At 72.4% G+C, this 20,786-nt stretch carries 19 protein-coding genes; 9 read left to right on the plus strand and 10 right to left on the minus strand.

All coding sequences use genetic code 11. The features are described 5' to 3' along the window. Positions 1-19 precede the first annotated feature (19 nt). On the minus strand, positions 20-1,765 hold the full coding sequence (lysS, locus tag ACFV46_RS04210) for a lysine--tRNA ligase (RefSeq protein ID WP_376728903.1): 1,746 nt from the start codon (positions 1,763-1,765) through the stop codon (positions 20-22). Between the two features lie 146 nt (positions 1,766-1,911). On the opposite strand from lysS, the gene argS reads away from it, so the two are divergent. After that, positions 1,912-3,669 (plus strand): arginine--tRNA ligase, encoded by a 1,758-nt coding sequence (gene argS, locus ACFV46_RS04215; RefSeq protein ID WP_385496952.1) that lies wholly within the window; start codon positions 1,912-1,914, stop codon positions 3,667-3,669. Positions 3,670-3,753: 84 nt separating this feature from the next. On the opposite strand, the gene ACFV46_RS04220 is transcribed toward argS, so the two are convergent. Further along, on the minus strand, positions 3,754-4,191 hold the full coding sequence (locus ACFV46_RS04220) for a peptidoglycan-binding protein (protein ID WP_361925421.1): 438 nt from the start codon (positions 4,189-4,191) through the stop codon (positions 3,754-3,756). Between the two features lie 321 nt (positions 4,192-4,512). Here ACFV46_RS04220 and ACFV46_RS04225 point away from each other — a divergent pair, with 321 nt between their 5' ends. The 3 genes from ACFV46_RS04225 to ACFV46_RS04235 are packed head-to-tail and all read left to right on the plus strand — an operon-like array spanning position 4,513 to position 6,978. Beyond that, the gene (locus ACFV46_RS04225) at positions 4,513-5,280 is read left to right on the plus strand and encodes a peptidoglycan-binding protein (RefSeq protein ID WP_385496954.1); all 768 of its coding nucleotides are present in this window, start codon (positions 4,513-4,515) and stop codon (positions 5,278-5,280) included. Then, positions 5,277-6,134 carry a DUF2690 domain-containing protein gene (locus tag ACFV46_RS04230; protein ID WP_385496955.1) on the plus strand — a complete coding sequence of 286 codons (858 nt, stop codon included), beginning with the start codon at positions 5,277-5,279 and terminating at the stop codon, positions 6,132-6,134. The genes ACFV46_RS04225 and ACFV46_RS04230 overlap by 4 nt, the downstream gene beginning before the upstream one ends. Positions 6,135-6,165: 31 nt before the next feature. Further along, positions 6,166-6,978: a DUF4253 domain-containing protein gene (locus ACFV46_RS04235; protein ID WP_385496956.1), complete on the plus strand. Its 813-nt coding sequence runs from the start codon at positions 6,166-6,168 to the stop codon at positions 6,976-6,978. Positions 6,979-6,994: 16 nt separating this feature from the next. On the opposite strand, the gene ACFV46_RS04240 is transcribed toward ACFV46_RS04235, so the two are convergent. Both ACFV46_RS04240 and hemB read right to left on the minus strand, forming a co-directional pair. Further along, positions 6,995-8,209, minus strand: coding sequence for a PLP-dependent aminotransferase family protein (locus ACFV46_RS04240; protein ID WP_385496957.1), 1,215 nt, complete (start codon positions 8,207-8,209; stop codon positions 6,995-6,997). 450 nt (positions 8,210-8,659) lie between these two features. Then, complete coding sequence (hemB, locus tag ACFV46_RS04245) at positions 8,660-9,658, minus strand: porphobilinogen synthase (protein WP_361925412.1); 999 nt, start codon at positions 9,656-9,658, stop codon at positions 8,660-8,662. A 93-nt stretch (positions 9,659-9,751) separates the two neighbouring features. On the opposite strand from hemB, the gene ACFV46_RS04250 reads away from it, so the two are divergent. Next, positions 9,752-10,282, plus strand: coding sequence for an SMI1/KNR4 family protein (locus tag ACFV46_RS04250; protein WP_361925411.1), 531 nt, complete (start codon positions 9,752-9,754; stop codon positions 10,280-10,282). 6 nt (positions 10,283-10,288) lie between these two features. Here the strand turns inward: ACFV46_RS04250 and ACFV46_RS04255 are convergent, their stop codons facing one another. Further along, positions 10,289-11,233: a helix-turn-helix domain-containing protein gene (locus ACFV46_RS04255; protein ID WP_385496959.1), complete on the minus strand. Its 945-nt coding sequence runs from the start codon at positions 11,231-11,233 to the stop codon at positions 10,289-10,291. A gap of 387 nt (positions 11,234-11,620) precedes the next feature. On the opposite strand from ACFV46_RS04255, the gene ACFV46_RS04260 reads away from it, so the two are divergent. After that, entirely contained in the window at positions 11,621-12,454 is an 834-nt protein-coding gene (locus ACFV46_RS04260; protein ID WP_385496960.1) for a helix-turn-helix transcriptional regulator, read from the plus strand. Continuing rightward, positions 12,451-12,633, plus strand: coding sequence for a DUF397 domain-containing protein (locus ACFV46_RS04265; protein WP_385496963.1), 183 nt, complete (start codon positions 12,451-12,453; stop codon positions 12,631-12,633). The genes ACFV46_RS04260 and ACFV46_RS04265 overlap by 4 nt, the downstream gene beginning before the upstream one ends. A 58-nt stretch (positions 12,634-12,691) precedes the next feature. Here the strand turns inward: ACFV46_RS04265 and ACFV46_RS04270 are convergent, their stop codons facing one another. From ACFV46_RS04270 to ACFV46_RS04290, 5 genes are all read right to left on the minus strand, one after another. Continuing rightward, complete coding sequence (locus ACFV46_RS04270) at positions 12,692-14,398, minus strand: uroporphyrinogen-III synthase (protein WP_361925404.1); 1,707 nt, start codon at positions 14,396-14,398, stop codon at positions 12,692-12,694. Beyond that, positions 14,395-15,390, minus strand: a complete 996-nt coding sequence (gene hemC, locus ACFV46_RS04275) for a hydroxymethylbilane synthase (RefSeq protein ID WP_361925403.1) — start codon at positions 15,388-15,390, stop codon at positions 14,395-14,397. The genes ACFV46_RS04270 and hemC overlap by 4 nt, the downstream gene beginning before the upstream one ends. After that, positions 15,387-17,108 (minus strand): glutamyl-tRNA reductase, encoded by a 1,722-nt coding sequence (locus ACFV46_RS04280; RefSeq protein ID WP_385496964.1) that lies wholly within the window; start codon positions 17,106-17,108, stop codon positions 15,387-15,389. Before ACFV46_RS04280 ends, hemC begins: the two co-directional genes overlap by 4 nt. Then, positions 17,105-17,866, minus strand: coding sequence for a redox-sensing transcriptional repressor Rex (locus tag ACFV46_RS04285; protein WP_361925399.1), 762 nt, complete (start codon positions 17,864-17,866; stop codon positions 17,105-17,107). The genes ACFV46_RS04280 and ACFV46_RS04285 overlap by 4 nt, the downstream gene beginning before the upstream one ends. Positions 17,867-18,150: 284 nt before the next feature. Next, positions 18,151-18,438 carry a glutaredoxin family protein gene (locus ACFV46_RS04290; RefSeq protein WP_151785268.1) on the minus strand — a complete coding sequence of 96 codons (288 nt, stop codon included), beginning with the start codon at positions 18,436-18,438 and terminating at the stop codon, positions 18,151-18,153. 120 nt (positions 18,439-18,558) lie between these two features. Here ACFV46_RS04290 and ACFV46_RS04295 point away from each other — a divergent pair, with 120 nt between their 5' ends. Further along, the gene (locus ACFV46_RS04295; RefSeq protein ID WP_361925397.1) at positions 18,559-19,479 is read left to right on the plus strand and encodes an HAD-IB family hydrolase; all 921 of its coding nucleotides are present in this window, start codon (positions 18,559-18,561) and stop codon (positions 19,477-19,479) included. A 340-nt stretch (positions 19,480-19,819) separates the two neighbouring features. Then, positions 19,820-20,593 (plus strand): ECF subfamily RNA polymerase sigma factor, BldN family, encoded by a 774-nt coding sequence (locus tag ACFV46_RS04300; protein ID WP_361348708.1) that lies wholly within the window; start codon positions 19,820-19,822, stop codon positions 20,591-20,593. The last annotated feature ends 193 nt before the right edge of the window (positions 20,594-20,786 follow it).

Genomic DNA, 20,786 nt, shown 5'->3' on the forward strand with positions numbered 1-20,786 from the left:
GCCCCTCTTCCGTGTCCGGTCAGGCGCCGAGCAGGGTCCTCACCCGCTCCTGACCGACCGCCAGCAGCAGCGTGGGCAGGCGCGGCCCGGTGTCCCGGCCCACCAGCAGGTGGTAGAGCAGGGCGAAGAACGAGCGCTGGGCCGTCTTGATCTCCGGCGGCAGCTCCTTGGGCGTGGCGTCCGCGGAGAAGCCGGCCTGCACCTTGGGCACGCCGTACACGAGGTGGGTCAGGCCGTCGAGCGACCAGTGCTCGGCGAGCCCGTCGAGCAGCAGCCGCAGCGACTGCCGGGACGCCTCGTCGAGGGACTTCAGCAGCTCGGTGTCGGGCTCGTCGCGCACGATGGTCCGCTGGTCGGCGGGGACGTGCGTGTTGATCCAGGCCTCGGCCTTGTCGTAGCGCGGACGCGCCTCGTCCAGGTCGGACAGCGGGTTCTCCGGGTCGAGCTCGGAGAGGATCCGCAGCGCCTGGTCCTGGTGTCCGGCGGTGATGTCCGCGACCGACGCGAGCGTGCGGTACGGCAGCGGGCGCGGCGTGCGGGGCAGCTCACCGGCGGCGGTGCCCACGGCGCGGGAGTACGCGGCGACGTCGGCGGGCAGTGCGGTGCCGTCGGCGACCTTGGCGTCGAGCTTGTCCCACTCGTCGTAGAGCCGCTGGATCTCCTGGTCGAAGGCGATCTTGAACGACTGGTTGGGGCGGCGGCGGGCGTACAGCCAGCGCAGCAGCTGCGGCTCCATGATCTTCAGCGCGTCGGCCGGGGTGGGCACCCCGCCCCTGGACGACGACATCTTCGCCATGCCGCTGATGCCGACGAACGCGTACATCGGGCCGATGGGCTGCTTGCCGCCGAAGATGCCGACGATCTGCCCGCCGACCTGGAACGACGAACCCGGCGAGGAGTGGTCGACGCCGCTCGGCTCGAAGATCACGCCCTCGTAGGCCCAGCGCATCGGCCAGTCGACCTTCCAGACCAGCTTGCCGCGGTTGAACTCCTCCAGCCGCACGGTCTCCGCGAAGCCGCACGCGTCGCACGTGTACGACAGCTCGGTGGTGTCGTCGTCGTACGAGGTGACGGTGGTGAGGTCCTTCTCGCAGTTGCCGCAGTACGGCTTGTACGGGAAGTACCCGGCGGAGCCGGAGCTGCCGTCGTCCTCGGCGGCGGCGCCGGAGCCCTCGGCGGCCTCCAGCTCGGCCTCGTCGACCGGCTTCTGCTGCTGCTTCTTCGCGGGGGCCTTCTTGGTGCGGTACTGGGCGAGGATCGCGTCGATGTCGCCGCGGTGCTTCATGGCGTGCAGGATCTGCTCGCGGTAGACGCCCGAGGTGTACTGCTCCGTCTGGCTGATGCCGTCGAACTCCACGCCCAGCTCGGCAAGGGACTCGACCATCGCGGCCTTGAAGTGCTCGGCCCAGTTCGGGTACGCGGAGCCCTTCGGGGCGGGGACCGAGGTCAGCGGCTTGCCGATGTGCTCGGACCAGGTCTCCTCGTCGACCCCGGCGATGCCCTTGGGCACCTTGCGGTAGCGGTCGTAGTCGTCCCAGGAGATCAGATGCCGGACCTCACGGCCGCGACGGCGGATCTCGTCGGCGACCAGGTGCGGGGTCATGACCTCGCGCAGGTTGCCCAGGTGGATGGGGCCGGACGGGGAGAGACCGGACGCGACGACGACCGGTTTGCCCGGGGCCCGACGCTCCGACTCCTCGATGACCTCATCCGCGAAACGGGAGACCCAGTCGGTGGTCTCGGTGCTCTGAGCCACGATCGGCACGTCCTTCTTTCTCCACAGGGCAGCCGCACGGTCCGCGGCCGACACGTCATTCTCCCAGACGGCCTCGCGCTCGAGAAAATGGCTTTACCACCCATGGGATACTGGCTGGGTCTATCCGTCCCACGAGGAGAACGGCATCCCATCCCATGGCCTCGGTCACGCCCCTCAGCGCTTCTGTCGAGCAGCAGCTCACGTCCGCCCTCTCGGCCACCCTGCCGGAGGCGACCGACGTCGACCCGCTGCTCCGACGCAGCGACCGGGCGGACTACCAGGCGAACGGCATCCTCGCCCTCGCCAAGAAGGCCAAGTCGAACCCCAGGGAGCTGGCCGGCCAGGTCGTGGCGGGCATCACCACCGGTGACGTGATCCAGGACGTCGAGGTCTCCGGCCCCGGCTTCCTCAACATCACGCTCGCGGACCGCGCCATCACCGAGAACCTGGCCGCGCGGTACGCCGACGGCGACCGGCTCGGCGTGGCGCCCAAGGCCGGGCCCGGTGTCACGGTCATCGACTACGCCCAGCCGAACGTGGCCAAGGAGATGCACGTCGGCCACCTGCGCTCCGCCGTGATCGGCGACGCCCTGCGGGGCATGCTCGACTTCACCGGCGAGAAGACGATCGGCCGGCACCACATCGGCGACTGGGGCACGCAGTTCGGCATGCTCATCCAGTACCTGATGGAGCACCCGGGCGAGCTGGCGCCGCCGTCGGAGGTCGACGGCCAGGAGGCCATGTCGAACCTCAACCGCGTCTACAAGGCCTCGCGGGCGCTCTTCGACGCCGACGACGACTTCAAGGAGCGGGCCCGCAAGCGGGTCGTCGCCCTGCAGTCCGGCGACAAGGAGACCCTGGAGCTCTGGCAGCAGTTCGTGGACGAGTCGAAGGTCTACTTCTACTCGGTCTTCGAGAAGCTGGACATGGAGATCCGCGACGAGGAGATCGTCGGCGAGTCCGCGTACAACGACGGCATGCCGGAGACGGCCCGCCTCCTGGAGGAGATGGGTGTCGCGGTGCGCTCCGAGGGCGCGCTCGTCGTGTTCTTCGACGACATCCGGGGCAAGGACGACCAGCCGGTCCCGCTGATCGTGCAGAAGGCGGACGGCGGCTTCGGCTACGCGGCCTCCGACCTGACGGCGATCCGCAACAGGGTGCAGGACCTGCACGCGACGACGCTGCTGTACGTGGTGGACGTCCGTCAGTCGCTGCACTTCAAGATGGTCTTCGAGACGGCCCGGCGGGCCGGCTGGCTGGGCGACGACGTCACCGCGCACAACATGGGCTACGGCACCGTGCTCGGCGCGGACGGCAAGCCGTTCAAGACGCGTGAGGGCGAGACCGTACGGCTGGAGGACCTGCTGGACGAGGCGGTGCAGCGGGCCGCCGAGGTCGTCCGGGAGAAGGCCCAGGACCTCACCGAGGACGAGATCCAGGAGCGGGCCGCGCAGGTGGGCATCGGCGCGGTGAAGTACGCCGACCTGTCCACGTCCCCCAACCGGGACTACAAGTTCGACCTGGACCAGATGGTGTCGCTGAACGGCGACACGTCCGTCTACCTCCAGTACGCCTACGCCCGGATCCAGTCGATCCTGCGCAAGGCCGGTGACGTCGGGCCCGCCGCCCACCCCGAGCTGGAGCTGCACCCGGCGGAGCGCGCGCTGGGCCTGCACCTGGACGCGTTCGGCGACACGGTCTTCGAGGCGGCGGCGGAGTACGCCCCGCACAAGGTGGCCGCGTACCTGTACCAGCTGGCGTCGCTGTACACGACGTTCTACGACAAGTGCCCGGTGCTGAAGGCCGAGACGTCCGCGCAGGTGGAGAACCGCCTGTTCCTGTGCGACCTGACGGCCCGCACCCTGCACCGGGGCATGGCCCTGCTGGGCATCCGGACGCCCGAGCGTCTCTGAGCCCGGCGCACGCACGCAGGCACGCGGCCCGTCCTCTCCGATGCGGAGCAGGACGGGCCGCGTGCGTGAAGAGCCGGCGTGTCGTCAGGCGTTGGCGAACCGCTTGAACGCCGCCTTGGTCCCGGACCCGGCGATCCCGTCGATGGCTCCGGTGTAGCCGTAGTTCCTGAGCAGCCGCTGGAGCGCCTTGATGGTGTTCGGCCCGACGACGCCGTCGATCGAGTCGGTGTAGCCCCAGTACTGCTTGAGGCAGCGCTGGAACGCCTTCCAGCTGTTGGTGCCGAGCTGTCCGTCGATCGAATCGGTGTAGCCCCAGTACTCCTTGAGCCAGCTCTGGACCTTCTTCGCCTCGGCCGTGCTCAGTCCGAGGTTGTTCACCGCGAGGACACTGACCTCGGAGCTCACCGCCGGCTGCTTGTCCGGCGCCGCGAAGCTCGTCCCGGCGGTCGCGAGGCTGCCGGCGGCGAGGCCGGCGACGGCGGTGACGCTGACGAGGGTCCTGGTCCAGACATTCGGTCGCATACGTGTCCCTCTCGATCTCGGTCGGGTGGCGGCCGGTGCCGCCTGGCTGGCGATACGAGCCTGTGGGCTGCCCCGGACCGGGTGCCACGGTCTCCGCCGAAGTGACGTCGCCGTGGGACGTCCCACCCGCCGACCTGCGCGGACGCCGCCCCGCGGGACGTCACGGCGGGACGCCCGGGGCCGGGCGGTGGCCGAATCGCCACCGCTGCCGGAACCGGCTTTCGGTGCGGGCCGTGGTTGCTGATGCAGAATGCGGCGGGGGGCGCGGGGGCCACTGACCACGGACCGCGGGCCCACACCGTGAACGCGAATGGGGGGAACATGTCGCGTTGGGCAGCGCTGCCCGCGGAACTGGATCCGCGTGTACGCCGGTTCGTGGTGTGCACGCGCCGTGTGAAGGACCACAGCGGGCTGAGTCTGCGGCAGCTCGCGGCACGCACCGGGTACAGCCAGAAGTCCTGGGAGCGGTATCTGAGCGGCCGTTCGCTGCCGCCCGGGGAGGCCGTCGAGGCGCTGGCGCGGGCGGTCGGGGAGGATCCGACGCGGCTGCTCGCGCTGCGCGAGGTGGCGGCGGAGGCGTGGCGCAGGGGACGCGCCGGTCCGCCCGAACCGCTCGTGGCGCAGGACGACGCCGATGGCCCGCCCCCGCCCGGCCGTTCGGCGCGGGTCGCCCTGGTGGCGGGGGCCGTGGCGCTGGTGCTGGCGCTCTCCACGACCGTGCTGCTCGCCGTACGGCTGAGCGGCCGAGAGCAGGACGGGCCGCCGGCGACGCTCGTGGCGACCGACGTGCCGTCGTCGGCGCCCCCCTCGCCCACGGCACCGCTCTACACCTGCCGCCTCGAACGCTTCGACGGCCGCTGGTACGCGGGACTCAGCCGCACCCGGGACGCCATCCTGGCCCAGGGCCACGCGGGGCCGGACGTCGCCGAGGCGCAGTGCCTGCTGCGCCGGGCCGGTCTCACCCCGGGCGCCGTCGACGGGATCTTCGGTCCGGTGACGCGGCGAGCGGTCGAGGACCTGCAGCGGCGGGACGGTCTCGTGGTGGACGGCATCGTCGGTCCGCACACCTGGAAGGCGCTACGGGGATGACGGCGCCGTCACCGACACCGTCACCGGAACGGGCCCGGCTGGCGTCCGCGCTGCGGGAGTTCAAGGACCGGACCGGGCTGAGCCTGGCCGGTCTGGCCGGCAAGACCACGTTCAGCAAGTCGTCCTGGGACCGCTACCTCAACGGCCGGACGCTGCCCCCGCGCGAGGCGGTACGGGAGCTGTGCCGTCTCGCCGGGGAGCCGGAGGGGCGCTGCCTGGCGCTGTGGGAGATCGCGGAGTCGGAGGGCAGCGGCCGGGCGGCGGAGCGCGCGGAGCCCGCCCCGCCGCCGGAACCCGCGCCTGCTCCCGCCCAGGAACGGACCCTGCTGGAGCAGGACTCCGCGCACCGCCGGGCGACCCTCGCCGCCGTGCTCGCGGCGGTGTCCGCCGTGATCCTCGGGGCCGTCGCCGCGGTGGCCCTGCTGCTGCCGGGCCAGGACGGCGGGCCGGGGGCCTCGCCGGCGCCGTCCACGACCAGGCCGCGTTGCCAGGGCGCGGTCTGCGAGGGCAAGAGCCCCATGCACATGGAGTGCGCGGGCGCGCCGCAGACCCTCGCCGCGTACCGGACGGCGACCGGCGCCTGGCTGGAGCTGCGCTACAGCCAGGAGTGCGGGACGAGTTGGGCCCGGATGTGGGGGACGCGGATCGGCGACCGGCTGGAGATGTCGGCGGCCCCGGGCGCCGGGGCGGCGGAGGGCCGGGTGCGCGGCGTGCGCATCGAGGACGGCGTCGACGCGGAATCCTACGTCTACACGCCCATGACCGCGGCCACGCCGGGCAGCGTCGTCCGGGCCTGCTTCGACCCGGCCTCGGGCGGCGGCGAGGAGTGCTTCGACAGCCGTATCGCGCGGTGAGTTGTCAGTGCCGCCCCCTACAGTCACCGGCATGGCGACTCTTCCCAACCCGCTGCCGAAGCTCATGAGCGACCCCACCGGGGCCGTTCTCGGTCTCCGACTCCCGCCCGGGCGGCTCGTCGACGCCACCCACCAGGGCGTCTCGCCCGAGCCGCTGCTGTGGCTCGCGGACGCGCCGGCCGCGCCCGGCGACTGGGCCGAGCTGGCCCCGGCCCGGCGGTCCGCCGGGCTGCTGCCGGTCGTCGTCGACGCGGGCGGCGGGCAGGGCGGCCCGCAGGAGTGGGAGCTGGCGCCCGACGCGATGTCGTACCCGGGGGACCATGACGCCGACAAGGTGCTGGCGGACCTGTGGGAGGAGTACGCCGCCGGGGAGACCGGCCAGGACTGGCCCGGCCTGACCGAGGCCACCGCCGCCGACCCCGATCCGGACTCGCCGCAGGACCCGGACGCGGTGGCGATGACCCTCGTGGACGAGCTGGTGGAGAGCGGCGGCCTGCTGGAGGACCCCCGGCTGGCCCTCGTCCCGGCCCGCCGCAGCGCGGACATCCCGGCGGCGATCGGCTGGTCGGGCCCGGTGAACCACGAGGGCGACACCGCGCGCCTGTGCGCGGTGCTCCGCTCCTGGGAGGACCGCTTCGGCATACGCGTGGTGGCGCTGGGCTTCGACCACCTGCTGGTCTCCGTCGCGGCGCCCCCGCTCACCCCGGCCGAGGCGGAGGCCGTCGCCGCCGAGCACTTCGCGTTCTGCCCGGACAACATCCTGCAGAGCGGCGACCCGAGCGTGCGCGCCTACGCCGAGACCCGCGTGCTGGGGCAGCCGGCCTGGTCCTTCTGGTGGGACTGACCCCCGGCCTCCGGACTCAGGAGAGGAGCCCCTCCCCCAGCCGCCGCAGCCCCTCCGCGATCTCCTCGGGCGTCTGCGTCACGAAGCACAGCCGCAGCGTGGACCGGTCCGGCTCCCCGGCGTAGAAGGGCGCCCCGGGGACGTAGGCCACGTCGTGCCGCACCACCCGGGGCAGCAGCGCGGTGGTGTCGTACGACGCGGGCAGCCGGACCCAGACGAACATGCCGCCCTCGGGCCGCTGCCAGAGGGAGCCCTCCGGGAGCGCGTCCGGCAGCCCGGCCAGCAGGGCGTCGCGGCGGACGTGGTAGACCTCGCGGACCCCGGCCACATGGGTGTCGAGACCGGGCAGGCAGCGGGCGGCGACGAGCTGGTTGACGGTCGGGGTGTGCAGGTCGGCGGCCTGCTTGGCGACCGCGCACGCCCTGCGCAGCGCGGCCGGGGCGCGCAGCCAGCCCAGCCGCAGCCCCGGCGCCATCACCTTGGAGAAGGAGCCGAGCAGCGCGGTGCGGTCCTCGGCGCCCGGGTACGAGGCGATCCAGGGCACGCGCTCGCCCTCGTAGCGCAGTTCGCCGTACGGGTCGTCCTCGACGATCCACAGTCCGCGCCGCGCGGCGACCCGGGCGACGGCGGCCCGGCGGTCGGGGGGCAGGGTCCGGCCGGTCGGGTTCTGGAAGGTGGGCACGGTGTAGAGGAGCTTGGGCCGCTCCCGGGCGACGAGTTCCTCCAGCGCGTCGGGATCCACGCCGTCCGCGTCGCCGGGCACGGCCACGATCCGCGCCCCGGCGAGCCCGAACGCCTGAAGTGCCGCCAGATAGCAGGGCTCTTCGACGAGCACGGTGTCGCCGGGTTCCAGCAGGGCGGTCGCCAGGAGGGACAGACCCTGCTGGGAGCCGGTCGTCACGAGGACGTCGTCGGCGTCCGTGGCCAGGCCCTGCGCGGTCGTCCGGGCGGCGAGCCCGGAGCGCAGAGCGGGCTCGCCCTCGGTCGTGGAGTACTGGAGCGCCTGCGCGGGCACCTCGGTCAGCACGGACTGGAAGGCGGCGGCGACGGCCTGACGGTCGAACAGCTCGGGCGCGGGCAGCCCGCCCGCGAAGTTGATGACCTCGGGCCGGGCGGTGACGGCGAGGATGTCCCGGACGGGCGATCCGCCGACGGCGGTGGTCCGCGCCGCGAGCGGCGGTACGGCCGCCGGAGTGCGGTGGGTTGCGGGCGCGGGCTCGGCGACGGTCATCGGACGGCTCCTTCGGCTGAGGCGACGGGTGCGCTTCCCTGCCCGGCAGCCTAGAGATCCATGTGCCCTGTACAACGACCTTTCCGCGATACGGACGCCGCCGTCCCGCCGTCCCACGATCGCGTCCCGACCCTCCACATCCCCGCAGGTCGGAGAGGTGCGCCGACCTCAGGCGTCCCAGGTTTCCCACACGGGGTGGCGACGGGCCCCGGCGATCGAGCAGGCTGGGCACGATCCCACCCCGCAGTCACCCCGTACTCAGCCCGTACTCGTACTCAGGGAGAGGGCCGCACATGTCCGCACACCCCCCACGCTTCCGCGCCCGGCTGGGCGCCGCCACGCTGGTGGCGGTCGCCGCCCTCACGCTCACCGCGTGCGAGGACGGCAAGGGCCTGCGCGACGAGGGACCGTCGAAGGCGGCGGCCGACAGCGGGCCGTCGCGGAACTCCGCTACTGACGGCCGAGCTTCTGCGCGACCTCCGTCGCCCAGTAGGTGAGGATGTTCCGCGCGCCCGCGCGCCGGATACCGGTCAGCGACTCCATGATGGCCCGGTCGCGGTCGATCCAGCCCTTCTCGGCGGCGGCCTCGATCATCGAGTACTCGCCGGAGATCTGATAGGCCGCCACCGGCACGTCCACCGCGTCGGAGACCCGCGCCAGGATGTCGAGGTAGGGCCCGGCCGGCTTGACCATCACCATGTCGGCGCCCTCCTCCAGGTCGAGCGCCAGCTCGCGCAGGGACTCCCGGACGTTCGCCGGGTCCTGCTGGTACGTCTTGCGGTCGCCCTTGAGGGACGAGCCGACGGCCTCCCGGAAGGGGCCGTAGAACGCGGAGGCGTACTTGACGGTGTAGGCCAGGATGGCGACGTCCTCGCGCCCGATCTGGTCGAGCGCGTCGCGGATGACACCGATCTGCCCGTCCATCATCCCGCTGGGCCCGACGACATGGGCACCGGCGTCGGCCTGGACCTGCGCCATCTCGGCGTACCGCTCCAGGGTGGCGTCGTTGTCGACCCGCCCGTGCTCGTCGAGGACCCCGCAGTGCCCGTGGTCGGTGGTCTCGTCCAGGCACAGGTCGGACATGACGAGCAGGTCGTCGCCGACCTCGGCCCGCACGTCCCGCAGGGCGACCTGGAGGATGCCGTCCGGATCGGTGCCCGCCGTGCCGACGGCGTCCTTCTTGCTCTCCTCCGGCACGCCGAACAGCATGATCCCGGACACACCGGCCGCGACGGCCTCCGCGGCGGCCTTCTTCAGGCTGTCCCGCGTGTGCTGGACGACGCCGGGCATCGCCTCGATCGGCACCGGCTCACTGACGCCCTCCCGCACGAAGGCCGGGAGGATGAGGTCGGCGGGGTGCAGCCGGGTCTCGGCGACCATGCGCCGCATGGCGGGGGTGGTCCGCAGACGCCGCGGCCGAGTACCGGGGAAGGATCCGTACGTCGTCATACCTCTACGCTACGCCCGCCCCACACCTGCCTTTGCCGACGCACAGTCGGCCCCGGGGGGCCCGTTGTCAGTCCCGGCCCCTACCGTGCACGCGTGGACCGGACGACGACAGAAGACGACCGCACCCTCCCCGCGCCCCTCGCGGAACTGGCGCGCACGGAGATCGACTACGCCGACGGCGAGGGCATCGACTTCGAGCCCTACGACGCCTTCGAATCGGCCGAGGAGACCACCGGCTGGCTGCGCCAGTGGACGGGGAACGGTGAACTCGACGGCGCCGCCTACCGGGTGTTCGGGCAGGACGGGACGGGCGGCCTCGCGGCCCTGTGGCTCGTGCGCCCAGGCCGCCCCCTCGCCGAGCAGCCCGTGGTGTTCATGGGCTCGGAGGGCGAGGTCGGCGTCGTCGCCGGGAACCTCTCGGACTTCCTGTGGATGCTGGCCGACGGCTGCGGCCCCATGGAGGCCGTGCAGTTCGGGGTCGGGGAGCCCCGCCCGGATGCGGCCCTCACCGCCCTCGCCGAACGCCACGCGACGACGCCCCGCCGCCCGGCCCAGGTCGTCGTGGACGAGGCCCGCGCCGAGTTCCCGACCTTCGCCGAGGACATCGAGGCGCTCTGCCGCTGACCCCGCTCACGCCACCTGCGGTGGTGCGGGCAAGGCGACGGACCGGCAGTCCCGGCAGCGGCCGGGATGGGCGGCGCGGAAGGCCCGTTCGCAGCCGTCGCAGGTCTGCAGGGGCAGGGGGCGATCCCTTCTGCCGTCCGCGAGCGGCGGCGAGGGCGCGGGACGGGGCGGCAGCGCCACCGGCAGCAGGGCATCGAGCCGGTAGCCGATCAGCCTCGCCGGGTTCCTGAGGTCGATCGGGAGGTTGTCGGTCAGCGCATGCTGGATCATGACGGCCGACACTCCGTTGTCGAGCCACGCGGTGACGGCCGGCGTCAGCCGGTCGACATCCCGGCGGGAGAGGATCAGGCGGTCGTCCGCGCGACGCAGACCGGCGAGGAGGGCGGCGGCCCTGTCGTGCCGGGGGTCACGGGGTGCCGACGGCTCCACGGGTGGTGCTTCGGCCGGGGGCGTCTGGCGGGGAGGGGCTTGGTCGCCCTCCTCGGGAGCGGCCCGCACGTCCCCGCGTGCCACCGGTTGACGCTCGACGGCCCGGCGACGGGCCTGGGGACGCTCCGCCACACGCAGCGGCGTGACGGCCGCCGCCGTCACCGGAGCGTGGTGGGCGTACGTGCGGGTGACCAGGCGACCGGACTCGGTGTGTTCGCGGACCCTGCGCAGGTAGCCGTGCTCCTCCAACTCGCGCAGGGCGGAGGCGATCCGGTCCCGCCCCTCGGGGAAGCGCTCGGTGAGACTGCGGATGTCGACCGGCGTGCCCTCGGGCACCGAGAAGATGTGGGTCGCGAGCCCGATGGCGGTCAGCGAGAGCTGACGGTGCTGGGCGAGGTGATTGCCGACGACGACGTACTGCCCGGACTGGTACGCGCGTACGTGGGTGACACCGGAGTGGGTGGCGCTCCGCCGAAGCTCCTGATTCGGGCGCACGGCAGCGTTAGGCTTCATCTCAGCCATGGGGAAGGTCTCTTCTTCCTCGTTGGTCAGGCCCTCGCACTGGGATTGCCGTCCCGGCGGGGGCCGATGCATATGTGGATGTCATGAGGGCGTTCGTCCGGCGCATATGCCTCGACCGCCTCGGGCTGAGCCTGCACGCTCGAAGGCCCGCCGCACCAGCCGGACCGACCACATTCACCCGCCCGAGTGACGGATGCCGGGTTTGGTTTGGTTGGTTGGTTTTTTCCCTGGGTTCTTTGGTCTTTTACCGCCCGCGGCCCCGCTCCGCGCATCGCCGCACGACGTGTTTCCAGGCTCCGGTGCGAGCGGATCTGTCCGGCCTCTGTCCGGGCCGTCCGGGGTGACCCGCGCACCGGCACCGAGTTGGTCCGGGGAAGGGGTGATGGCATGAGCGGCTGGGAGACGGGGCTGGACGACGAGGAGGCCGGGGCCGTCATGCGCACGGTCGCACGGCAGTTGAAGGTGTGGCGGGAGGCGGCGGGGCTCACCCAGGCGGAGCTGGCGGCGGCCATGGGGTACGGCGAGGAACTGGTCTCCGCGGTGGAGCGCGGCCGCCGCATTCCCCGGCCGGAGTACCTGGACGCGGCGGACCGGGCCCTGGGTGCGGGCGGGAAGATCGCCGCGATGAAGCGGGACGTGGCGGAGGTCCGGTACCCGAAGAGGGTGCGGGACCTGAAGAGGCTGGAGGCGGAGGCGGTGGAGCTCGCCGCGTACAACAACTCGGTCATTCATGGGCTGTTGCAGACCGAGGCGTACGCACGGGCGGTGCTCAGCGCCCGCCGACCGCCCTTCACCAGCGACCAGTTGGAGCAGCAGATCGCGGCCCGTGTGGCGCGGCAGGAGATCGTCGACGACAGGGCGGGCCGGGCCGCCTTCAGTTTCGTCCAGTGCGAGTCGACGCTTCGTCGGCCCATCGGAGGCAGGATGGTGATGCGTGGGCAACTCGAACGACTGCTGGAAGTCGCCATGTTCCGCAACGTCGACCTCCAGGTTCTGCCCCTGGGCCGCGAGGAGAACTCGGGGCTCGACGGCTCATTCAGGTTGCTGAGGCTCCGGGACGGCACCGCGGCCGGCCATGTCGAGGTGGCCCACATCAGCCGAGTGATCACGGAGCCGAAAGAGGTGCAGCTCCTGGACATCCAGTATGGAATCATCCGGGCGCAGGCTCTCAGCCCACGGGAGTCGGTGGCCCTCATCGAGATAGTGCTGGGAGAGACATGAAGCTGGAGTGGATAAAGAGCAGTTACAGCACGTCCAGCGGCCCCGACTGCGTCGAAGTCGCCCCCACCCCCGACCGCATACTCGTCCGCGACTCCAAGGACCCCGACGGCCCCCGCCTCACCCTCACCCCCACCACCTGGACGGCCTTCCTGCCGTACGCCACCGCCCCCCGGCGCTGACGGAGGGAACGCGAACGGCCCGCACCCGGGAAACCCAGGTGCGGGCCGTCTCTCACGGTCAGGTCGTCGACCGGCGTCTGCGCGCCCCGGGCCGCCGCTCGCTCGGCCGGGTCACCGGGTCGCCCGCGTCGAGCGCGGCCGCACGGCGCCGCGCGCCGAAGTCGGCCAGCGCCTCCGCCAGCTTGTGCACCGACGGCTCGGGAGCCATCACGTCCACCCGCAGGCCGTGCTCCTCGGCGGTCTTGGCCGTGGCCGGGCCGATACAGGCGATCACCGTCACGTTGTGCGGCTTGCCCGCGATACCGACCAGGTTGCGGACCGTGGAGGACGACGTGAAGAGCACGGCGTCGAAGCCGCCGCCCTTGATCGCCTCGCGGGTCTCCGCCGGCGGCGGCGAGGCCCGTACGGTCCGGTAGGCCGTGACGTCGTCGACCTCCCAGCCCAGCTCGATCAGCCCGGCGACGAGGGTCTCCGTGGCGATGTCGGCGCGGGGCAGGAAGACGCGGTCGATCGGGTCGAAGACCGGGTCGTAGGGCGGCCAGTCCTCCAGCAGGCCCGCGGCCGACTGCTCGCCGCTCGGTACGAGGTCCGGCTTCACGCCGAAGGCGATCAGCGCCTTCGCGGTCTGCTCGCCCACCGCCGCGACCTTGATCCCGGCGAAGGCGCGGGCGTCGAGCCCGTACTCCTCGAACTTCTCCCGGACCGCCTTGACCGCGTTGACCGAGGTGAACGCGATCCACTCGTAGCGGCCGGTGACGAGGCCCTTGACGGCCCGTTCCATCTGCTGGGGCGTGCGCGGGGGTTCGACGGCGATCGTCGGCACCTCGTGCGGCACGGCCCCGTAGGAGCGCAGCTGGTCGGAGAGCGAGGCCGCCTGCTCCTTCGTCCTCGGCACGAGCACCCGCCAGCCGAACAGCGGCTTGGACTCGAACCAGGACAACTGGTCGCGCTGGGCGGCCGCGGAACGCTCGCCGACCACGGCTATCACCGGCCGGCCGCCCTCGGGCGAGGGCAGCACCTTGGCCTGCTTCAGCGTCTGGGCGATCGTCCCGAGGGTCGCGGTCCACGTCCGCTGCCGGGTGGTGGTGCCGGCGACGGTCACCGTGAGCGGGGTGTCGGGCTTGCGCCCGGCCGACACCAGCTCACCGGCCGCGGCGGCCACGCTGTCGAGGGTCGTCGACACGACGACGGTCCCGTCCGACGCGCCCACCTCGGTCCAGCACCGGTCGGTCGCGGTGCGCGCGTCGACGAACCGGACGTCCGTGCCCTGCGCGTCCCGCAGCGGCACACCGGCGTACGCGGGCACGCCGACGGCCGTGGCGACACCGGGCACGACCTCGAACGGCACGCCGGCCGCGGCGCAGGCCAGCATCTCGTCGGCGGCGTACGTGTCGAGCCCGGGGTCCCCGGACACCGCACGCACGACCCGCCTGCCGCCCCGCGCGGCCTCCATGACAAGATGTGCGGCATCCCGCACCGCGGGTAGCGCAGCGGTCGTTGACGCACCGTCAACCACGGCCAGCTGGGGCGTGCCTGTGCCCGGGACGGTGTCCCCGTCGGGGCCCGTGTCCGTGTGCACTTCGGCGACGCCCTGCCTGGCGTGCTGACGTACGACGTCGAGCACCTCGTGCTCGGCGACGAGGACGTCCGCGTGCGCCAGCGCCTCGACGGCGCGCAGAGTCAGCAGCCCCGGATCCCCGGGTCCGGCACCCAGGAAGGTGACGTGCCCGTGATCGAGGCCGGCGGGAAGGGTGGTGGGGCTCACTGTGCTCGCTCCCCCATCAGACCGGCCGCGCCCTGGGCAAGCATCTCGGTGGCGAGTTCGCGACCGAGCGCCAGCGCTTGGTCGTGCGTCTCGGGCACGGGACCGGTGGTGGACAGCTGCACCGTCCGCGTGCCGTCGGGAGTACCGACGGCGCCGCGCAGGCGCATTTCCTTGACAATCTGCCGTTCGGCCTGGGGGTTCCCGCGCTCCAGCGGAGCCGTGAGCGGGGGAAGGTCGGCCAGCGCGCCCACAGGGGCGGAGCAACCGGCTTCCAGGGCGGCGAGCAGGGACCGCTCGGCGGTGACGGCGACCCGGGTGAAGGGGTCGTCGAGCTCGCCGAGCGCGGCGATGAGGTCCGCGTTGTCCGCGGTGCACTCGATCGCCAGGGCCCCCTGGCCGGGGGCGGGCAAAACCGTGTCGACCGACAGGAAGTCGGTCACCTCGTCGAGGCGGCCGATGCGGCTCAGGCCGGCCGCGGCCAGGACGACCGCGTCCAGCTCGCCGTCGTGCACGTACCGGATGCGGGTGTCGACGTTGCCGCGGATCGGGACCGTCTCGATGTCGAGGCCGTGGCCGCGGGCGTACGCGTTGAGCTGGGCGGCCCGGCGGGCCGAGCCCGTGCCGATGCGGGCGCCGCGCGGCAGGTCGGTGAGCTTGAGCTCGTGCCGCGCGACGAGGACGTCGCGCGGGTCCTCGCGCTCGGGGACCGCCGCCAGGACCAGCTCCTCGGGCTGGGTGGTCGGCAGGTCCTTCAGGGAGTGCACCGCGAAGTCCACCTCCCCGCGCAGCAGGGCGTCGCGCAGCGCGGTGACGAACACACCCGTGCCGCCGATCTGCGACAGGGCCTCGCGCGAGACGTCACCGTACGTGGTGATCTCGACGAGTTCGACGGGGCGTCCGGTCACCTGGCGCACGGTGTCCGCGACCTGCCCGGACTGGGCCATGGCGAGCTTGCTGCGCCGGGTGCCGAGCCGTAGTGGCTGCTGAGTCATCGTGGGCCTCGGTTCTTCTCGGTGCTGTCCTCGGCCCGGGAGACGGAGGCCACCGTCTCCTGGTCGAGGTCGAACAGGGTCCGCAGGGCGTCCGCGTACCCGGCGCCGCCGGGCTCCGCGGCGAGCTGCTTGACCCGTACGGTCGGGGCGTGCAGCAGCTTGTCGACCACGCGCCGCACGGTCTGCGTGATCTCGCTGCGGTGCTTGTCGTCCAGACCGGGCAGTCGGCCCTCCAGGCGGGCGATCTCGCCGGCCACGACGTCCGCGGCCATCGTGCGCAGGGCGACGACGGTCGGCGTGATGTGCGCGGCCCGCTGCGCCGCCCCGAAGGCGGTGACCTCGTCGGCGACGATACGGCGGACCTGGTCGACGTCGGCCGCCATGGGGGCGTCGGCCGAGGCCTCCGCCAGCGACTCGATGTCCACCAGCCGCACTCCGGTGAGCCGGTGCACGGCGGCGTCGATGTCCCGCGGCATGGCGAGGTCGAGGAGCGCGAGCACGGGGGCCCGGCGGGGCGTCTCGGCGACCGGTTCGGGCCTGCGGCGCTCGGGGATGCGGCCGACGGTGGCCGCGGTCGCGGCGAGCGCGGTGATCAGTTCTGCGTCGGCCTCGGGGCTGCGGCGGGTCGCCTCGCGGCGGTCGACGGCGCCGCCGGCCGCCCAGGCCGCGTGCTGCTCCAGGGTGGCCGCGTCCATGCCGGCGACGGCGGCCTCGCCGTGCACGGAGAAACCTCCCTGCACCGCGGCGAGGTCCAGCGGGCACTCCTCGTCGGTGCCGACCCCGGAGGGCGGCAGCGGGGTCCGCGGCACGTCGGTGCCGTCGGCCTCCGTGCGGGGCGCGGGCGCCGTACGCCCGGTGCCGTCGAAGGCGGCCGGCCGGCCGGTGCGGCCCTCGACCGCGCCGACGACGTCCTCGGCGGTCAGGACGAGGCCGGTGGCGCCGGTGCAGGACACGACGACGTCGGCACGTGTCAGCTCGACCGGCACCGCGTCCATCGGTACCGCGCGGGCCGGCACGTGGGTGCCGTCGGTGAGGATCTCGGCGAGGCGCTCGGCGCGCTCCCGGGTGCGGTTGGCGACGACGATCTCGCCGACGCCGGCCCGCGCGAGGGTCGCCGCGGCCAGGGAGGACATCGAGCCCGCCCCGATGACCAGGGCCTTCTTGCCGCGCGCCCAGACGGCGACGTCCGCGCCGTCGGCGAGCTGCTCCAGGCCGAAGGTGACCAGGGACTGCCCGGCGCGGTCGATGCCGGTCTCGGAGTGGGCGCGCTTGCCGACCCGCAGGGCCTGCTGGAACAGGTCGTTCAGCAGCCGCCCGGCGCTGTGCAGGTCCTGCGCCTTGGCCAGGGAGTCCTTGATCTGGCCGAGGATCTGGCCCTCGCCGACGACCATGGAGTCCAGCCCGCAGGCCACCGAGAAGAGGTGGTGGACGGCCCGGTCCTCGTAGTGGACGTACAGGTAGGGCGTGAGCTCCTCGAGGCCCACCCCGCTGTGCTGGGCGAGCAGCGTGGACAGCTCGGCGACACCGGCGTGGAACTTGTCCACGTCGGCGTACAGCTCGATGCGGTTGCAGGTGGCGAGCACCGCGGCCTCGGTGGCCGGCTCGGCGGCGACCGTGTCCTGGACCAGCTTGACCTGGGCGTCCGCGCTCAGCGCGGCGCGCTCCAGGACGCTGACGGGGGCGCTGCGGTGGCTCAGCCCGACGACGAGCAGACTCATGCCGGCATCACGGCGGGTACGTCCCCGTCGGGTCCCTGGTCGGCGGAGTCGCCGCGCGCGGCGGCGGTCCGGGCACCGCCGTCGGAGGCGGCCTCCTCGCCGGCCTTGCGCTGCTCGTGGAAGGCGAGGATCTGCAGCTCGATGGAGAGGTCGACCTTGCGCACGTCGACGCCGTCCGGCACGGACAGCACGGTCGGCGCGAAGTTCAGGATGGAGGTGACGCCGGCGGCCACGAGGCGGTCGCACACGGCCTGGGCGGCGCCGGCCGGGGTGGCGATGACCCCGATGGACACGCCGTTGTCCTGGATGATCCGCTCCAGGTCGTCGGAGTGCTGCACGGGGATGCCGGCGACGGGCTTGCCCGCCATCGCGGGGTCGGCGTCGATGAGCGCGGCGACCCGGAAGCCGCGGGAGGCGAACCCGCCGTAGTTGGCGAGGGCGGCACCCAGGTTTCCGATGCCGACGATCACTACCGGCCAGTCCTGGGTGAGCCCGAGCTCACGGGAGATCTGGTACACGAGATACTCGACGTCGTACCCCACGCCACGGGTCCCGTAGGAGCCGAGGTAGGAGAAGTCCTTGCGCAGCTTCGCGGAGTTGACCCCCGCCGCGGCCGCGAGCTCCTCGGAGGAGACCGTGGGGACCGAGCGCTCCGACAGTGCGGTCAGGGCTCGGAGGTACAGCGGAAGCCGGGCGACGGTGGCCTCGGGAATCCCTCGGCTGCGGGTCGCCGGTCGGTGAGTTCGGCCAGTTGCCACGGTGCTCCTGCGGGTAGAGCGGGGCTGTAGGCGGTCACACGTCCCTACATGACCGCCCCGTCGAATGCAGGCTATGTCTTTGTGAACGCGTGCACAAAGATGGTGTCCGATTTGCCCGCCCAACGTGACCGGGCTCACGCACGCCCGGCGCGCTGATCTGGAACCGGCGCATACGCACCACCGTTCCTCTGCTCCTGGGGGCAAAACCGCACACTCTCCTCGACGATCCCCGCCCCCGAGACCACTTCGCCGTCGATCCTAAGCCGTTTCCGGAGAACTTTGGACTACCCGGTCAGTGCTTTGCGGAGGCGATCCCCGTCCACGCGCCAGAACGTGTGCTGCTCCCCGTCGACGAGGACCACGGGGATCTGCTCCCAGTACTGGTCGTGCAGCCGCGGGTCCTGGGTGATGTCCTTCCACTCCCACGGCACGCCCGCCTCGGCGCACACCCGCTCCACCACACTCTGTGCGTCATCACACAGATGGCAGTCGGGTTTGCCGATGAGGGTGACGAGCCGGTCCTGCGGAGGCTTGGCCTGAGTACGACGGAAGAGCGGGCTCATGTCGGCCATTGTCCCGCGCTCCGGCACCGATGTCCGACCACGCCCTTTAACTGCGCGGTCGCGGAGAGTTCACAGCTTTTGAACGTCGCGGCTCCAGGGCCTCCGAACAGAATGGCTATGCTCACGGACATGGCCGCTCTTGGATGGCTCACTCCCCGTAGGCGCCCCGCCACGGCGCGGAGCGTGTTGGCTGGCGAGGCCTCGGCGGAGGCAGCGCGCAAGTCCTCGCAGGAGGTCGCGGAGGTCTCCGCCGCCGAACCGGAGTTCCCGGTGCTCGGCGACGACCGGGCCGCCGCGTTCTTCGACCTGGACAACACGGTGATGCAGGGCGCCGCCCTCTTCCACTTCGGGCGGGGCCTGTACAAGCGCAAGTTCTTCGAGACGCGCGAGCTGGCCCGGTTCGCCTGGCAGCAGGCGTGGTTCCGGCTGGCCGGCGTCGAGGACCCCGAGCACATGCAGGAGGCCCGCGACTCGGCGCTGTCGATCGTCAAGGGCCACCGCGTCGCCGAACTCCAGTCGATCGGCGAGGAGATCTACGACGAGTACATGGCCGAGCGCATCTGGCCCGGCACCCGCGCCCTCGCCCAGGCCCACCTCGACGCGGGCCAGAAGGTGTGGCTCGTCACGGCGGCACCGGTGGAGATCGCCACGGTGATCGCCCGCCGCCTCGGCCTGACCGGCGCCCTCGGCACGGTCGCGGAGTCGATCGACGGCGTCTACACCGGCAAGCTCGTCGGCGAGCCCCTGCACGGCCCGGCGAAGGCGGAGGCCGTCCGCGCCCTCGCCCTGGCGGAGGGCCTGGACCTGTCGCGGTGCGCCGCGTACAGCGACTCGCACAACGACATCCCGATGCTCTCCCTGGTCGGGCACCCCTACGCGATCAACCCCGACGCCAAGCTGCGCAAGCACGCCCGCAAGCTCGACTGGCGGCTGCGCGACTACCGCACGGGCCGCAAGGCGGCGAAGGTCGGCATCCCCGCGGCGGCGGGCGTCGGCGCGGTGGCCGGGGGCACGGCGGCCGCGATCGCCCTGCACCGGCGCCGGCGCTAGCGAACTGCCGGAGCTCCCTGGCACACGCCCGGCCCGCGGGCCGATCCGCCTTCCTACCCAGGCACCCGTCTGTCCAGTCACGTTGGCTGCACACGGCCACAAGACGCCCCGTTGTCAGCCGGAACACGGACGGACTCGATCAACAAACGGTCACTCTGTGGCACTTGATCGGGCGTCAATCGGTTACAGAAGAGACGCAATCGGTGATTTGAGCAACTGGGCGTAGCAGTGCCTGCACGAAGCGTTATTCTCCTCAGACGCATTCCGGTACCTCTCCGTCGCTACGACGGGTGAACGGTCCCGTACTGCACGTGATGGAAGCTCTGCCTCTGGGAGTCCCGTGTACCCACACGTCGGGGTTGACGCCTCGGGCCTGGCTACGCTCCGCGCGACGGTCCTCGACCTGTTGCGCGGTTTCGTCCCCACCGCGTACGCCGTCCCCGCCCTCGCCGTAACCGCCGCACCCGTAGGCCCGTGCTACGCGCTCGCCGAGGGGAGCGCCGCCGTCGGCAGACGGGGGCGCTCGACCGGCGCGACGACCGCCCGCCGGCCCGCCGCCGACAGCGACAGCGCGCGCATGATGGACCTGGTGGAACGCGCGCAGGCCGGCGAGGCCGACGCGTTCGGCCGGCTCTACGACCAGTACAGCGACACCGTGTACCGCTACATCTACTACCGGGTCGGAGGGAAGGCCACCGCCGAGGACCTCACCAGCGAGACCTTTCTGCGGGCCCTGCGCCGCATCGGCACCTTCACCTGGCAGGGCCGGGACTTCGGCGCCTGGCTCGTCACCATCGCCCGCAACCTGGTCGCCGACCACTTCAAGTCCAGCCGCTTCCGGCTGGAGGTGACCACCGGCGAGATGCTCGACGCGAACGAGGTCGAGCGCTCCCCCGAGGACTCCGTCCTCGAATCGCTCTCCAACGCCGCGCTGCTGGAGGCCGTCCGGCGGCTCAACCCGCAGCAGCAGGAGTGCGTCACCCTCCGCTTCCTCCAGGGCCTCTCCGTCGCGGAGACCGCCCGCGTCATGGGCAAGAACGAGGGCGCCATCAAGACCCTCCAGTACCGGGCCGTCCGCACCCTCGCCCGGCTCCTCCCGGACGACGCGCGCTGACCGCGTCCCCCTTACCGCGCCGACACTCTCCGCAATCCCCAACTCACCCACGGTGAAAGTCCGTTGACTTCGCGGCTCGTTCATTCTCCGTCCGTAACCCAAGTGCCGCGCCACTCGTTGTGCGGGATGCAGGCTCCCTGTGGTCACTCCCTGATCCACTTCGATCACCCGATCGTGTGGATTCGATCAGGGG

This window comes from Streptomyces sp. NPDC059852, assembly GCF_042731455.1.
Lineage (GTDB): Bacteria > Actinomycetota > Actinomycetes > Streptomycetales > Streptomycetaceae > Streptomyces.

Bases quoted from the DNA above. Each gene is read 5' to 3' on its own strand.
- ACFV46_RS04280 (WP_385496964.1), bottom strand. From the start codon at position 17,108: ATGAGTCTGCTCGTCGTCGGGCTGAGCCACCGCAGCGCCCCCGTCAGC.
- ACFV46_RS04235 (WP_385496956.1), top strand. From the start codon at position 6,166: ATGGCGACTCTTCCCAACCCGCTGCCGAAGCTCATGAGCGACCCCACC.
- ACFV46_RS04255 (WP_385496959.1), bottom strand. From the start codon at position 11,233: ATGGCTGAGATGAAGCCTAACGCTGCCGTGCGCCCGAATCAGGAGCTT.
- ACFV46_RS04290 (WP_151785268.1), bottom strand. From the start codon at position 18,438: ATGGCCGACATGAGCCCGCTCTTCCGTCGTACTCAGGCCAAGCCTCCG.
- ACFV46_RS04260 (WP_385496960.1), top strand. From the start codon at position 11,621: ATGAGCGGCTGGGAGACGGGGCTGGACGACGAGGAGGCCGGGGCCGTC.
- ACFV46_RS04240 (WP_385496957.1), bottom strand. From the start codon at position 8,209: ATGACCGTCGCCGAGCCCGCGCCCGCAACCCACCGCACTCCGGCGGCC.
- hemC (WP_361925403.1), bottom strand. From the start codon at position 15,390: ATGACTCAGCAGCCACTACGGCTCGGCACCCGGCGCAGCAAGCTCGCC.
- ACFV46_RS04230 (WP_385496955.1), top strand. From the start codon at position 5,277: ATGACGGCGCCGTCACCGACACCGTCACCGGAACGGGCCCGGCTGGCG.
- ACFV46_RS04295 (WP_361925397.1), top strand. From the start codon at position 18,559: ATGGCCGCTCTTGGATGGCTCACTCCCCGTAGGCGCCCCGCCACGGCG.
- hemB (WP_361925412.1), bottom strand. From the start codon at position 9,658: ATGACGACGTACGGATCCTTCCCCGGTACTCGGCCGCGGCGTCTGCGG.
- ACFV46_RS04225 (WP_385496954.1), top strand. From the start codon at position 4,513: ATGTCGCGTTGGGCAGCGCTGCCCGCGGAACTGGATCCGCGTGTACGC.
- ACFV46_RS04220 (WP_361925421.1), bottom strand. From the start codon at position 4,191: ATGCGACCGAATGTCTGGACCAGGACCCTCGTCAGCGTCACCGCCGTC.
- argS (WP_385496952.1), top strand. From the start codon at position 1,912: ATGGCCTCGGTCACGCCCCTCAGCGCTTCTGTCGAGCAGCAGCTCACG.
- ACFV46_RS04265 (WP_385496963.1), top strand. From the start codon at position 12,451: ATGAAGCTGGAGTGGATAAAGAGCAGTTACAGCACGTCCAGCGGCCCC.